This is a genomic window from Kutzneria chonburiensis (assembly GCF_028622115.1).
GTDB lineage: Bacteria > Actinomycetota > Actinomycetes > Mycobacteriales > Pseudonocardiaceae > Kutzneria > Kutzneria chonburiensis.
This window is the reverse complement of the sequence record NZ_CP097263.1, coordinates 3001502-3015541: the sequence shown is the minus strand read 5'-3', so window position 1 is coordinate 3015541 and position 14040 is coordinate 3001502. Positions and strand designations below refer to the sequence as shown.

8 protein-coding genes and 1 pseudogene are annotated in these 14040 nt (G+C 70.1%); 3 read left to right on the top strand and 6 right to left on the bottom strand.

Annotated elements, in window-relative coordinates; all coding sequences use genetic code 11:
• Positions 1–22: 22 nt before the first annotated feature.
• A complete protein-coding gene (locus M3Q35_RS13790; RefSeq protein WP_273942133.1) occupies positions 23–1336 on the bottom strand; it encodes an extracellular solute-binding protein in 1314 nt (437 codons plus the stop codon).
• A gap of 196 nt (positions 1337–1532) precedes the next feature.
• On the opposite strand from M3Q35_RS13790, the gene M3Q35_RS13785 reads away from it, so the two are divergent.
• Positions 1533–3944, top strand: coding sequence for a beta-glucosidase (locus tag M3Q35_RS13785; protein WP_273942132.1), 2412 nt, complete (start codon positions 1533–1535; stop codon positions 3942–3944).
• On the top strand, positions 3928–4944 hold the full coding sequence (locus M3Q35_RS13780) for a LacI family DNA-binding transcriptional regulator (protein WP_273942131.1): 1017 nt from the start codon (positions 3928–3930) through the stop codon (positions 4942–4944). Before M3Q35_RS13785 ends, M3Q35_RS13780 begins: the two co-directional genes overlap by 17 nt.
• 50 nt (positions 4945–4994) lie before the next feature.
• Here M3Q35_RS13780 and M3Q35_RS13775 read toward each other — a convergent pair whose 3' ends face one another.
• From M3Q35_RS13775 to M3Q35_RS13760, 5 genes and pseudogenes are all read right to left on the bottom strand, one after another.
• Positions 4995–8651: a glycoside hydrolase family 3 C-terminal domain-containing protein gene (locus tag M3Q35_RS13775; RefSeq protein ID WP_273942130.1), complete on the bottom strand. Its 3657-nt coding sequence runs from the start codon at positions 8649–8651 to the stop codon at positions 4995–4997.
• Positions 8652–8738: 87 nt separating this feature from the next.
• Positions 8739–9092 carry a cellulose binding domain-containing protein gene (locus tag M3Q35_RS48860; protein WP_420704775.1) on the bottom strand — a complete coding sequence of 118 codons (354 nt, stop codon included), beginning with the start codon at positions 9090–9092 and terminating at the stop codon, positions 8739–8741.
• Positions 9084–10937 (bottom strand): annotated as a pseudogene (locus M3Q35_RS13770) (glycoside hydrolase family 3 protein); the annotation flags it as partial. The pseudogene M3Q35_RS13770 and the gene M3Q35_RS48860, both read right to left, overlap by 9 nt.
• Positions 10938–11004: 67 nt before the next feature.
• Positions 11005–11976, bottom strand: a complete 972-nt coding sequence (locus M3Q35_RS13765; protein WP_273942129.1) for a GDSL-type esterase/lipase family protein — start codon at positions 11974–11976, stop codon at positions 11005–11007.
• 48 nt (positions 11977–12024) lie between these two features.
• Positions 12025–12786 (bottom strand): GH12 family glycosyl hydrolase domain-containing protein, encoded by a 762-nt coding sequence (locus tag M3Q35_RS13760; protein WP_273942127.1) that lies wholly within the window; start codon positions 12784–12786, stop codon positions 12025–12027.
• 223 nt (positions 12787–13009) lie between these two features.
• Between M3Q35_RS13760 and M3Q35_RS13755 the strand changes: the two genes are divergently transcribed.
• Positions 13010–13987: an L-threonylcarbamoyladenylate synthase gene (locus tag M3Q35_RS13755; RefSeq protein WP_273942126.1), complete on the top strand. Its 978-nt coding sequence runs from the start codon at positions 13010–13012 to the stop codon at positions 13985–13987.
• The last annotated feature ends 53 nt before the right edge of the window (positions 13988–14040 follow it).

Below are 14040 nucleotides of genomic sequence, written 5' to 3'. Positions count from 1 at the left end.
CGCAACGCTGCGCACGCTCAACTCACTGGCCGATCACCGCGTTGAGGTTGGTGGCGAACTGCTGCGGCGTGATCGACAGCTGGAACAGCTTGGAAATGTTGTCCAGCAGCGTCTCGGCCGCGGTCGGGCTCAGCGCCTGGTCCCAGGACTGGGCGAAGACCTTGGCGTTGCTGGCGATGTCGTAGGTGAACTTGAGGAACTCGGCGTTGCGGTCCTTGGCCAGCAGGTCCTGCGTGCCCTTGACGACCGGGACCCCGCCGGTGCCGATCCACTGCTTGATCTCCTCGTCGTCCAGGACGCCCTTGGCGAAGAAGTCCTTGGCGATCTTCTTCTGCTCGTCGGTGGCCTTCGAGGAGATGGACAGGTACTGCGCGGGGTTGCCGACGGTGTCGCTCGGGTCGCCCTTGCCGCCGTCGACGGCGGGGAAGTTCATGAAGCCGAGCGAGCCGCTGGAGACGAAGTCCCCGCCCTGCGACTGCTGGATGCCGTACGACCAGGAGCCGTGCAGCATCATGGCCGCCTTGCCGGTGTAGAGCAGCGCCTGGTCGGCGTTGGAGTCCGCGGTGATCGACGAGAAGCCCTTGATGAACCCGTCGGCCCGGACCAGGTCCTGGACCTTGGTCAGCGCCTCGATGGCGGCCGGGTTGGACCAGGCGTCCTTCTGGCCGTCGAAGACGGCCTGGAACACCTCGGGGCCGCCGATCCGGTCGAACAGGAACTCCAGCCACATCATGTTCGTCCACCGGGACTGCCCGCCGAGCGAGAACGGCGCGATGCCTTTCGCGTTGAGCTTGGGCACCAGATCCATGACCTCGCCCCAGGTCTGCGGCGGCCGCGCGCCGACGGAGTCGAAGACCCGCTTGTTGTAGTACATGATGATGGGCTGCACGGTTTCGCACGGCAGCGCGTAGATCTTGCCGTCGACGGTCGCGGCGCTGAACGCGGTCGGGAACAGCCGGCCCTTGACCTTGGCGTTCTGGTCGAACCATGAGGTGAGGTCCTCGACCTGGCCGGCCTTGACGTACGTGCGCAGGGTGCCGCCGCCCCAGCCCCAGATGATGGTCGGCGCCTGTCCGGCCCCGATGGCCGTCTTGATCTTCGTTTTGTAGGCGTCGTTCTGAAATGTGGTCGGGCTGATCTTTTCGCTCGGATCGGCTTTGTTGAATCTGTCGACGGCGCCGGTCCGGATGCCCTCCTGGGGCTGCCCGTTCAGGAACCAGTAGGTGGCGCCGCTGCTGGCGCCCGGACCGGACGTGCCGCAGGAGCCGAGCGCCAGCGACAGTGGCACGCCGGCGGCCAGGCCGAGGACGGTACGTCGAGAGAGTTGGTTTGCCACGCTGGGTTCTCCGTTCCCGAAAGCCGCCGACTTCAGTGGGGCCGTACTCCGAAAACTTTCGAAATTGTGACGGCTTTCCACCCTAGATACGGCCGTCTAACACTGTCAAGGTCCATGTAACTTACTTGCTCACCCCAAGCTATTTCCGTATTCTGGTTATCGAAAGTTTTCGAAAAAGCCCGAGGAGAGGAGCGCGATGACCACGGCTGACCAGGCTTCGGTCACGGGCCGCGACGTGCCGCGCTGGCAGGACCCGACGCTGCCGGCGCCGGATCGCGTCGACGCTCTCCTGGCCGAGATGACGCTGACCGAGAAGGTCGGCCAGCTCGGCAGTCGCTGGCTGGGCAACGAGACGCCACCCGCCGGCGCCGAGCCGGGCGGCAGCTCTCAGGTGGCGCCGATGCAGGACGTGTTCACGGCCGGGATGGCGCCGCTGGCCGACGCCAGCCGGCACGGGCTGGGCCATCTGACCCGGGTGTTCGGCAGCCGGCCGGTGACCGTGGCGGAAGGCGTCGCCGAACTGGTTCGGTCGCAGCGCACGGTCGTGGCCAACTCGCGGCTGGGCATTCCCGCCCTGGTGCACGAAGAGTGCCTCACCGGTTTCACCACCTACGGCGCCACGGTCTACCCGGCGGCCATCGCCTGGGCGGCGACCTTCGATCCGGAGCTGGTGCGGCGGCTGGGCGCCGCGATCGGGCGGGACATGCGCTCGGTCGGCGTGCACCAAGGTCTCGCGCCGCTGCTCGACGTCGTCCGGGACTACCGGTGGGGTCGGGTCGAGGAGACCATGGGCGAGGATCCCTGTCTGGTCGCGATGCTGGGCTCCGCCTACGTTCAGGGTCTGGAAGGCGCCGGTGTCATCGCCACCCTCAAACACTTCGCCGGATACTCCGCGTCGAGAGCCGGGCGCAACCACGCTCCCGCGGCGATCGGCCGCCGGGAGCTGATGGACGTCGTCCTGCCGTCGTTCGAGACGGCGATCGCGGTGGGCGGCGCCCGTTCGGTGATGAATTCCTATTCCGATGTGGACGGTGTGCCGGCGGGCGTCGATTCGTGGCTGCTGACCGAATTGCTGCGCGACGAGTGGGGGTTCACCGGCACCGTCGTGTCCGACTACGGGGCGATCGCGTTCCTGGCCACCATGCACCGCACAGCGGCGGACCCCGATGAGGCCGGCGTCCAGGCGCTGCGCGCCGGTGTCGACGTGGAACTGCCCGACACGCTCTGCTTCGGCCAGCACCTCGTCGACCGGGTCCGCCGTGGTGAGCTCGACGAGTCCACAGTGGACCGAGCGGTGCGCAGGCTGCTCACCCAGAAGATACAACTCGGACTGCTCGATCCTGAGTGGACGCCGGAAGCGTCGGTCGACGGGGCCGAACGGGTCGACCTGGACTCGCCGGCCAACCGGCTGCTGGCCGGCGAGCTGGCCGAGCGGTCCGTCGTACTGCTGGACGCGGGCAGCGCGCTGCCGCTCGTCGGAAAGGGGCGACCGTCGCCGGGTCGGATCGCCGTCGTCGGGCCGTGCGCCGCCGACCCGCGGACCCTGATGGGGTGCTACGCCTTTCCCAACCACGTCCTGCCTCGCTACCCCGAGCTACCCATCGGGGTGACCGTGCCGACCGTGGTCGATGCGCTGCGCGGCGAACTGCCGGACACCGAGATCGTCCACGAGCCGGGATGCGACGTGAATGGCGCGGACCGGTCCGGCTTCGCCGCGGCGACGGCCGCGGCGAGCCAGGCCGACCTGTGTGTCGCGGTCGTGGGCGATCGCGCCGGCCTGTTCGGCAACGGCACCTCCGGAGAAGGGTGCGACGCCGAGGACCTGCGGTTGCCCGGCGTGCAGGCCGACCTGCTCGCCGAGCTGTTCGCCACCGGCACACCCGTGGTCGTGGTGGTGGTCTCCGGCCGTCCGTACGCCCTCGGCGACGTGCATCCCCACGCCGCGGGCCTGGTGCAGGCGTTCATGCCCGGCCAGCTTGGCGCGGCGGCGATCGCCGGTGTGCTGTCCGGCCGGGTCCAGCCCACGGGCAAGCTGCCGGTGCAGATTCCCCGCCGCCCGGGCGGCCAGCCCGGCACGTACCTCCAGCCGCCGCTCGGCATGAACAGCAGCGGCATCAGCAATCTCGACCCGACGCCGCTGTTCGCTTTCGGCCACGGCCGGTCCTACACCACGTTCGAGGTCGACGACCTGCGCACGAGCGCGACCGCCATCCCGACCGACGGCGAGCTCACCGTGTCGGTGCGGGTACGCAACACCGGCGCGCGGTCCGGCCACGAGGTCGTCCAGCTGTACCTGCACGACCTGGTCGCCCAGGTGACCCGACCGGTGCGGCAACTGGCCGGCTTCGCCGCTGTGCGCCTGGAACCGGGCGCGAGCGCGCGGGTACGATTCCAGCTGCACGCCGACCGGACCGCGTTCACCGGCCGGGATCTGCGGCGGATCGTCGAACCCGGGGAGGTCGAGGTGCAGGTCGGCACGTCCTCGGTCGATCTCCCTTGCCGGACAACGGTTCGGCTGACCGGCGCCACCCGGGTGGTCGGCCATGACCGGCGGCTCACCACACCGGTGGACATCGTGCCTGGGGAAACCGATGCCGGCGAAGGCTAGCCGTACGACCCTGGCCACCGTCGCGCGGCTGGCCGGTGTCTCCGTCGCGACCGTGTCGAAAGTCGTCAACGGACGCAGCGACGTGGCGCCGCGAACCCGGACCCGGATCCAGGAACTGTTGCACCAGCACGATTACGTGACCCCCGTGCTCCGCGGCGCGCCCGTGCGGCCCTCGATCATCGAGGTCCAGTTCGCGGGCGAGCTCCGGTCGTACGGGGCCGAGGCCCTTGAGGGCATCGTCGCGGCCGCCGCCGAGTGCGGGGTCTCGGTCGTGGTCAGCAAACCCGGACGGGCGCCGAACTGGGCCCGTGACCTGGTCGCGGGCGGACGCCGGGCGCTCATCGCGGTCACCAGCGTGCACACCGCCGCCGACCTGGACGAGCTGGCCCGGGCCGACCTCCCGCTGGTCGTCCTCGACCCGTTGCACCTGCCGCACAGCGAGGTCAACAGCGTCGGGTCGACCAACTTCGCCGGCGGCCTCGCCGCGACCCAGCACCTGCTCTCCCTCGGCCACCGCCGCATCGCCTACCTGGGTGGACCCGCCACCGCGGCGTGCAACCAGGCGCGGGCGCACGGCTATCGAGCGGCCATGGAAGCGGCGAAAGCACCGGTGGCCCGAGGTTATGTCCGGCCCGGCGAGTTCACGTACCAGAACGGGCTGCTCGGCGCGGCGGCGCTGCTCGACCTCGCGGAGCCGCCCACCGCGATCTTCGCCGGCAACGACGAGATCGCCCTCGGCGTCATCGAGACCGCCCGCGCCCGCGGCCTGCGCATCCCCGAAGACCTGAGCGTGGTCGGCTTCGACGACACCCTGCTGGCGCGGATGGCCTCCCCGCCGCTGACGACCATGCGTCAGCCGTTGCGGGAGATGGGCCGGGTCGCCCTGCGCACCGCGCTCCGCCTCGCCGACGGGGAGAAGATCGAGTCCCACCACATCGAGCTCGCCACCGAACTGGTCGTACGCGGCTCGACCGCACCGGTCTCGAGCCCGCCGAGCTGACGAGGCTGTCCCGCCGGCATCACGGCCGGCGGGACAACCAGAGCCCGGGCTCAGCCGATGGCGATGCTGAAGATGTGCATGGCCGCGGTGCCGGAGGGGGCGCCGTCGCTGATGTCCGGCAGCGTCACGTAGCGCACGGTCTTGCCCGCTTGCAGGGGTATCGGGGCGTAGTACAGGCTTACCCGCTGGTCCAGCCGGCCGCTGCTGTTGTTGAGGTACGGCAGGGTGGTGAGGATGTCGCCGCCGGTCGCGGCATTGGCCCACCAGTCGGCGAAGCTGACGGTGTGGGACTCGGTGGTGCCGTCGGTGTAGGTCACCGTGGCGGTACCGCTCGGGCTGCCGTAATCGCCCGTGCCGATCAGGCCGAGCGTGTGCCCGGAGCCGGCGATCGCGATGGTCTGCCCGCCGCCCGCCCCGCCGGCGACCACGTTGTCCTGGCTGCCCGGTTGTGCGTCCGGCCAGGTGAACGTCAGCCCGTCGTGGGTGAACGTCGCCCCCGGCGTGAGACTGGGCGTCGCGGCCGCCAGCGCCTGGGCGGAGAAGCTGGCGTTGCCGCCGTCGAGGTTGCCGCTGCCGGGACTCGCGTCGTCGCTGATGCCCACGTTGTTGAACGCCGAGGGGAGCGACGGGTACGGCGCATGCGGCAGCAGCACGGTGGTCGCGTCCACGGAGCTGGCCCGCCCGTTGACGGAGGTGAACGCGGCCTGCGCCGACACGTCGAACTTGCCGGGTTGCGCCGACGCCGGCACGCCGACCTGCCAGGTGGTGCTGACGGTCTGCCCCGCGGCCACGGTGGCGAAGGTGGACGGCGACGTGGCCTTCGCGGTCCAGTCCGTGGGCACGGTGAGCGTCAGGGCCACATCGCGCAGCGGCCTGGCCCCCGCCGGGTTGGGCAGCGTGGTGCTGACGGTGTACGTCATGCCCGGCTGCACCTGGGCCGGCGCGTTGAGCGTGAACGGCTGCTTCACGACGACCGGCGTCGAGCCGGTGACCCCGTTGACCGTGGCGCTGATGGTCGCGACACCGGGTGCCACCATGGTCACCTTGCCCGTCCGGCTCACCTCGGCCACTCGGGGATCGCTGCTGCGGTAGCTCACCTTCGTGTGCGTCAGGTCGACGAGCGACTGGTCGTTGTTGACCGCCTCGACGATGTGGTCGGCCGGGACGTGCTGCGCGGCCTGCGCGGTGTCGTCGGCGATCCACGGGTTCTTGCCGGCCAGGTCGATGCTCTGGCCTGGCGCGAAAACCACCTGGTCGGGCTGCACGGTCACGTACCGGGTCCTGGGGGTGATCGCCCCGGTGACGCGCACCGTGCTGGCGCCGACGATGTGGTCGGCGTCGGTGCCGACACCGAACCGGTAGGAACCGTCGTACACCACGTCGCGGTGCTTGGACTCGTCCCAGAACGCCAGATCGCTGACCCGCACCGAGATCGCCAGGTGCTGGGTCTGGCCGGGCGCCAGCACCTTCGTCTTCTGGAAGCCGGCCAGTCGTTCGCGCGGCAGCTCCACGCCGGGCACGGTGAACGGCGTGGACGCGTACAGCTGGGCGACGGTGGCGCCGGCCGTGTGCCCGGTGTTGGTCACGTCGACGTGCACGGTCACCCGGCCGTCCGCGTCGACGCTCCGGTCGTCGGTGCGCACGTGCGAGTAGCCGAAACTGGTGTAGGACAAGCCATAGCCGAACGGGAACGTCGGCGTCCCGGTGAAGTACTGGTAGGTGCGGCCGATGCCACCGGTCTGCGACGGTGTCAGGCCATAGTTCTTCAGGTCGGGCAGCTGCGTGTCGTCGGCGTACCAGGTGAAGTCCAGGCGCGCGCTGGGATTCTGCTTGCCGAACAGCACATCGGCCAGCGCGGTGCCCTGGCTCTCCCCGTTGTACGCGCTGAACACGATGGCCGGGAAGGCGCCCTTCACGTTGTCGAGGGCGACCGGGCCACCGGCCTGGATCGCCAGCGCCGTGCGCGGATTGCCGACCGCGGCGACCTGGCTGATCAGTGAGCCGTAGTTTCCGGGCATGGCGATGCTGCCGCGGTCCTTGCCCTCGGTGGCCACGCTCGTGTCGGTGCCGACGAACACCACGACGAGGTCGGCGGTCTTGATCGCGGCCAGGGTCGCCGCCGAGCAGCTCGCGGCCGTGGTCGTGCCGGTGGACGTGCCGCAGGCGTCGAAGGTGACGGTCGCGCCGGGGTTGGCCGCCTTGACCGCGGCGGTGATGCCCTGTGCCGCGTCCACCTGGAGCGCCGGCTCGCCGGAGTAGTCGCCGAGGGTGACCTTGCCGGCCAGGTCGCCGACCACCACCACGGTGCCGAGCTTGCTCGGATCGGCCGGCAGCAGCGGCGAATTGGTACCCGACACCAGGTCGTTCTTCAATAGCGCCACCGAGTTCGCCGCGACCTTCGCGGCAAGCGCCTGGTGCTCGGGGCTCTGGATCTGGTCCTTGCTGATCTTCGTGTAGGCGACCTGGCCCGGCGGGTCGAACTCGCCGGTCCGCATGCGCAGGGTGAACAGGTGCACCAGGGCGTCGTCGATCACGCCCTCGGACAGCACGCCGGCCTTGATGGCCTCCTGGATGTTCGCGAGTGTGTCCTCGGCGCCGGTGCAGTTGAGCTCGGTGCCGGCCCGCAGCGCGTACGCCTGGCCGCCGGCCGCGCCGGAGACCTGCTGACCGGTGGCGGTGTTGGTCCACTGCGTCGCGCCGGTGGCGGTGGCCGTGGTCCAGCCCGGCGGCGCCCAGTTGTGGCTGCCCGGCGCGTAGACGTCGCCGACCGCGCCGCAGTCGGAGGTGGTGTAGCCGTCGAAGCCGTACGTCCGCTGGGCCAGTTCGTTCGCCGTGTAGGTGTCGGCCGGCGCCGGCGTGCCGTTGATCGCGTTGTACGAGGTCATCAGGCCGGACACGTGCGCGTTCTGGATCAGGTCCCGGAACTGCGCCGTGTAGTAGTCCCGGAGGTTGGCGTCGGTGGTGTCGGAGGAGTCCGCGTGCCGGTCGTTCTCCACGTCGTTGAGGGCGTAGTGCTTGGCGGTGGCCGCGACCTTGAGATACGGCGTCATCGGCTGGCCGGACGGGGTCTGGCCCTGGTAGCCGTTCACGAACGCGCCGGCCATCCGGCCGACCAGGAACGGATCCTCGCCGAACGCCTCGTCGGTGCGCCCCCACCGGGGATCGCGGTCCATGTTCACGGTCGGGGCCCAGTAGGTCAGTGAGCCGTAACCGTTGCGGTCCGGGCCGATGTTGTTCTGCCCGGCGCCCCACAGCGACTTGTCCAGCATGCCGCGCGCCTCGTCGGAGATCGCCGTGGTCTCCTGGTAGACCAGGTCCGGATCCCAGGACATGGTGCTGGCCAGATTGGTCGGGAAGCTCGTCGCGTGCACCCCGCCGCCGACGGTGCCGTGGTCGGTGTTCGCGCCCAGCGTGTTGAGTCCGTGCTGCCCTTCGCTCCAGTACGTGTACTGCTGCACGCCCAGCCGCGGGATGGCCGGCGCGCTGTTGGTGTGCAGTTGCAGCACCTTCTCGCCGAGCGTCATGCGGGACACGAGGTCAGCGGCCCGTTCGGCGAAGCTGTGGTGGGTGTCGCGGTAGATCGGCACCGCGCTCGCGCCCGGCGCTGCCGGGCCGTCCGCCCACGCGGACGGGACGAGTGTGGCCGCGGTCATCGTCGCCACGAGCAGGCAAGCGGCGTTGAGTCGTGCTCGTCGCCGGTAGGACATCGGGACCTCCGTCACAGCTTGTGGGTGGGCCGACCGGTGGCTGCCCGAGCCCCCATTGCTGGTCGGCCCGCCACGCCGGCCTGTCGGTCAGGAACAGGTCAGCGTCGGGATCACCGCGTTGCCGTTGCCGGTGAGCCCGAACGTGACCGACGCGCCGGGCGCCACCGTGCCGTTCCACGTCGCGTTGCGAACGGTGACGGCCGTCCCGGTCTGGGTGTACGTGCCGTTCCAGACGTTGGTGACGGTCTGGCCGCTCGGCCACGTCCAGGCCACGGTCCAGGCGGCGATCGGCGCGCTGCCCCGGTTGGTGACCGTCACCGCGGCCTGGAAGCCGCCCTGCCACGTGCTGGTGACCGAGTAGTCCGCCGCGCACCCGACCGGCCCCGGGCCGGTGGTGGTCGTCGTGGTCGGGGGCGGGGTGGTCGTACCGGGGTAGGTCAGGCCGTATCCCAGCGGGAACAGCGGCGTCTGGCCGTCACCGTCGTTGATCGGCTCCTGCGAGCTGCTGCTCGGCCACGTCACCGGCAGCTTCCCGGTCGGCGCGTAGTCGCCGAACAGCACGTCGGCCACGCCGTTGCCTTCGGTGCCGGGGAGCCACGCGGCGATCAGTGCGTTCCAGTTCGGCAGCTGTGCGGCGATGTCCAGCGGGCGGCCGGACACCAGCACCGCGATCACCGGCACCCCGGACGCGTGCAGCCGCGTCAGCGTGGTGAGGTCTTCCTGGTCAAGGCCGAGGCCACCGGGTCGGTCGCCCTGGCCCTCCGCGTACGGGGTCTCGCCGATGACCGCGACAGCGGCGGTGTAGGTGGAGTTGATCCCGTTGCCGTAACGGTCGTACGTGACCGAGCCGCTGCCGGTCACCGTGTTGCGGATGCCTTGCAGCACAGTGGTCCCGGGCGTCACGTTGCCGCTGCCGCCCTGCCAGCTGATGGTCCAGCCGCCGCTCTGGTTGCCGATGTCGTCGGCCGACTTGCCGGCCACGAACACCTTGGCCGACTTGGACAACGGCAGGACGTTCCCGGCGTTCTTCAACACCACCTGCGACTCGCGCACCGCCTGCCGGGCCAGCGCGCGGTGGTCGGCGGACCCGACCGTGGCCGTGTAGGAACGGTCGGTCAACGGGTGCTCGAACAGGCCCAGCTGGAACTTCTTGGTCAGGATGCGCCGATTCGCGTCGTCGATCCGCGAGCGCGCGATGTGGCCGTTGTTCACCTCGGTGCGCAGCAGGCTGATGAACTGTTTGTAGTTGGTCGGCACCATGACCATGTCGATGCCGGCGTTGATGCCGGCGTCGATGTCGGCCGCCGAGAAGCCGGACTGGCCGTCGATCTGGTCGATGCCGGCCCAGTCCGACACCACGAAGCCGCTGAAGCCCAGCTCGCCCTTGAGCACATCGGTGATCAGGTAGTGGTTGCCGTGCATCTTGACGCCGTTCCAGCTGCTGTACGAGATCATCACCGAGCCGACGCCCTTGTCCACCGCAGCCTTGAACGGCGGCAGGTGAATGGCCCTGAGGTCGGCCTCGGACAGTTGCGTGTTGCCCTCGTTGACGCCGCCGGTGGTGCCGCCGTCGCCGACGTAGTGCTTGGCGGTCGCCAACACCGACGCGGGGCCGCCCAGCGTGGTGCCCTGGAGGCCGGTGATGATGGACGTCATGGCAGTCGGGATTTCCGGCACTTCACCGAAGGACTCGTAGGTACGGCCCCAGCGGTCGTCACGGGCCACGCACAGGCAGGGCGCGAAGTCCCAGTCGACGCCGGTGCCGGACACCTCCTCGGCGGTGGCGCGCCCGATCCGCTGGGCGAGGTCGGCGTCGCGGGTGGCGCCGAGGCCGATGTTGTGCGGGAAGATCGTTGCGCCATATACGTTGTTGTGGCCGTGCACGGCGTCCGCGCCGTAGATCATCGGGATGCCCAGCGGGGTGGAAAGCGCTGTCCGCTGGAAGCTGTCGTACATGTCGGCCCACGACTGGGCGGTGTTCGGGCTGGGCGCGGAGCCGCCGCCGGACAGCACCGAGCCGATCCGGTACGTCGCGAGGTCGCTCTGCGGATTCAGCGCGGTGCGCTCAGCCTGGGTCATCTGGCCGAGTTCGTCGTCGAGCGTCATCCGCGACATCAGGTCGTGCACCCGGTCGGCGACCGGCAGCGACGGGTCCTGGTAGGGCAGGCCACCGGCCGCCGGCGTCACCGCAGCGGGGTGGCCGGCGGCCACGGCGACGGTGATCGACAGGGTCGCGAGCGCGGCCGCGGCCAGCGCGAGCAGGGCTCGGGACGGACGTCGTGGCACGAGTACCTCCGGGTGACAGGGGAGCGGCCGCCGGGTCGAGTACTCGCCGCCGGCGGTCTTTCGGCGGTCAGAACGGCGTCGGTTGTGTCCACTTCTGGTTGGCCTGCCCGTTGCACGACCACAGGATGATCTTCGTGCCGTTCGCGGTGCCCTGTCCCGAGGCGTCCAGGCACTTGTTCCCGTAGACCGACAGCTGCCCGCTGGACGTGGCCGTCCACAGTTGACTCGTGCGGTTCGCGCAATCGGCCAACTGTGCCTGTGCGCCATTGGTGTTCTGCGCGTCCACGCATCGGCCCGACTGTGTGCCGACGAGTTCCCGGCCCGAGGGCACGACGGGGTCGCCGATGCTGCCGGGCACCGCGCGCAGCGCGGTGAACCAGACCGCGGCCATCTTGTCGTAGCCGGCGGCGGTGGGGTGGATGCCGTCGACGAGATCGGCGGCGGTCAACGCCGAGTGCATATCGACGAGGTGCACGTGCTTGCCCGCGGCCACCTTGCCCTGCACGATGCCGGGGATCGCCGCGTTGTACCGCTGGACGGTCTGCTCCTGCCCGGAATTGGCGAGCGGGATGATCGTCGCGACGAACACCTCGGCCGTCGGCACGGTCGCGGTGATGTGGTCGATCAGCCCGGAAAGGCGGTTGGGGGCGTTGGCGACGTCGTGGTTCTGGAGGACGTCGTTGGTGCCGATGTGCAGCAGCACCGAGTGCGGGGTGGTGTTCCGCAGCCAGCTGACGATGTTCGCGTCGATCTGGTCGATGCGCCATCCCGAATGGCCCTCGTGATCATGGTCGCCGAGGGCGGCCGGGCCGTTGGACAGCGACCCGACGAAGTCCTCGCGGTAGTCGGCGGCCACGAACCGCTGCCAGAGTCCGATCCGGTAGCCGCCGGGGGTCTGGACGCCGTCGGTGATGGAGTCGCCGAGCGGCATGATCCGGACCCCGCCGTTGGATTCGGCGGCGGCGGTGCCGGCGCCGAGCAGCGCACTGGTGGCCATGGCCACCACCAGCGCGGCGAGAAATCTGAGCACTGGTCGCATGTCTGTCCCCTCGGTGGTGACGAGATGGGTTCGCCGGCGGCGGCGGGGTCAGCTCACCGAGGTGCTGAAGGACTGCACGCCGAGCCCGGTCCCGCCCTGCCACGGCTCGAAGCCGAACTGGATGCTGGTGAGGTACCAGGACCGGCTGATCCTGCCGCGCCCCACCGAGTCCGACGTGAACGCGCCGATGTCGACGTTCAGCGAGGTCGTCGGCGAGGTGCGGACGTAGCTGATGACGTTCCAGCCGGTGTTGCCGAACCAGACGTCCCAGCTGGCGCCGCCGATCCACGCGGTGGCGATCTTGGACCCGACCGGCTGCGGAGCGCCCTGGTGGTTGCCCCAGATCATCAGCTCGGCCCCGGTGTTCTGCCCCGACGGGTTCGGGTTCGGGTCGAACCAGATGTCGTACGACGCATCCCACTGTCCACTTGCGACGGTGTAGGCGACGGAGGACTGCACCGAGTGGAAGTTGGCCACCTGCCTGGGCAGTCCGCTGCCGCTCGTGCAGTTGCCGTAGTGGCAGCCGGCGTAGATCGACGGGTAGGACGCCGGTGCGCCGTTGGTCGGCTTGTTGTGATCGGCCGTGGTGATCGTGAACCCGTTGTCGCGTACGGAAAGGCACTGGGTGGTGGTGTCGCCCCACTCGTTGTTCTGCACGATGTAGCGCCCGCCCGACACCCGAACCGAGCCGTACTTGTCGCAGACCTGGGTGTCGGCGCCGGCGGTCGACGTGGTCGTGAGGGCGGTCGCACCGGCGAGCAGCGCGGCCGCCCCGAGCACGACCGTCGTCCTCCACAGCTTTGACAACATCAACACTCCCTTGTGGTGACAGGCCGGTCTGGAAGCGCTTCCATACGCGAGCGTGCCCAACCGGTACCGGTTCGTCAACCGGCCGTGCCCGGTACTACAGCGGACGAAACCTGAGACAGGCTTCAAGCATGAAAGTTTCACCGCCGGCCGCCGGATCGGTCGCCACGCCGGATTACCAGGGCCGCCGCGGCGTGGTACGGGAACGGGTGCGAGGATCCTGCGGGTGACGGCAGAAACCGCGGACATCGAGCAGGCGGCCGGTGTGCTGCGCGACGGGGGCTTGGTGGCCGTGCCCACCGAGACCGTCTACGGGCTGGGCGCGAACGCCGAGGACCCCGCCGCCGTCGCGCGCATCTTCGAGGTCAAGGGCCGCCCGCCCACCCATCCCCTGATCGTCCACATCGCCACTGCGGACCAGTTGGGCGATTGGGTCGCCGACGTGCCCGAGACCGCGCGCATCCTGGCCGAGCACTTCTGGCCGGGGCCGCTGACGCTGGTTCTTCGGCGGGGTCGTCGAGTGCCGCTGGAGGCGACCGGCGGCCTGGAGACCGTGGCCGTGCGCGTGCCCGCCCATCCCGTCGCACTCGCGCTGCTGTCGGCTTTCGGCGGGGGTGTGGCGGCCCCGTCGGCCAACCGGTTCGGGTCCGTCAGCCCGACCACCGCGAGCCACGTTCGCGCCGAGCTCGGCGATGCCGTTGACTTCGTGCTGGACGGCGGCCCCTGCCAGGTCGGCGTCGAGTCGACCATCGTCGATGCCACCGGCGAGGTCCCCAGCGTGCTGCGGCCCGGCGGTGTGACGCGGGAGCAGCTCGAGGCAGCGTTGGGATTCCCGCTCACGGTCCCCGAGACGAGCCCGGTCCGGGTGCCGGGCCAGCACCCGTCGCACTACGCGCCGCGGGCACGCGTCGTCCTCGTCGAGCCGGAGAAGCTCGTCGTCGAGGCGGAGGTGGCGCAGGAGACGGGACATCGGGTCGGTGTGTTCGCTCCCGGTTTCCTCGCCGGCACCCCGCTGAACGTGCATGCCGTCGTCGAGGTCCCTGACTCGATGGCCGCCTACGCGCGTGGGCTCTACGGGTTCCTGCGTGAGCTCGACCAGCGCGGATGCGACCTCATCATCGCGTCGTTGCCGGTGGAAGCGGGGCTGGGCCTCGCAATCGCCAACCGCCTCCGCCGCGCCGCCGGTCCTCGCCCGGTCGAGTAACCGGCGACGCCGCCGCACGCCATCGCGCGCACGGAAGCGATCTTCACCATGGC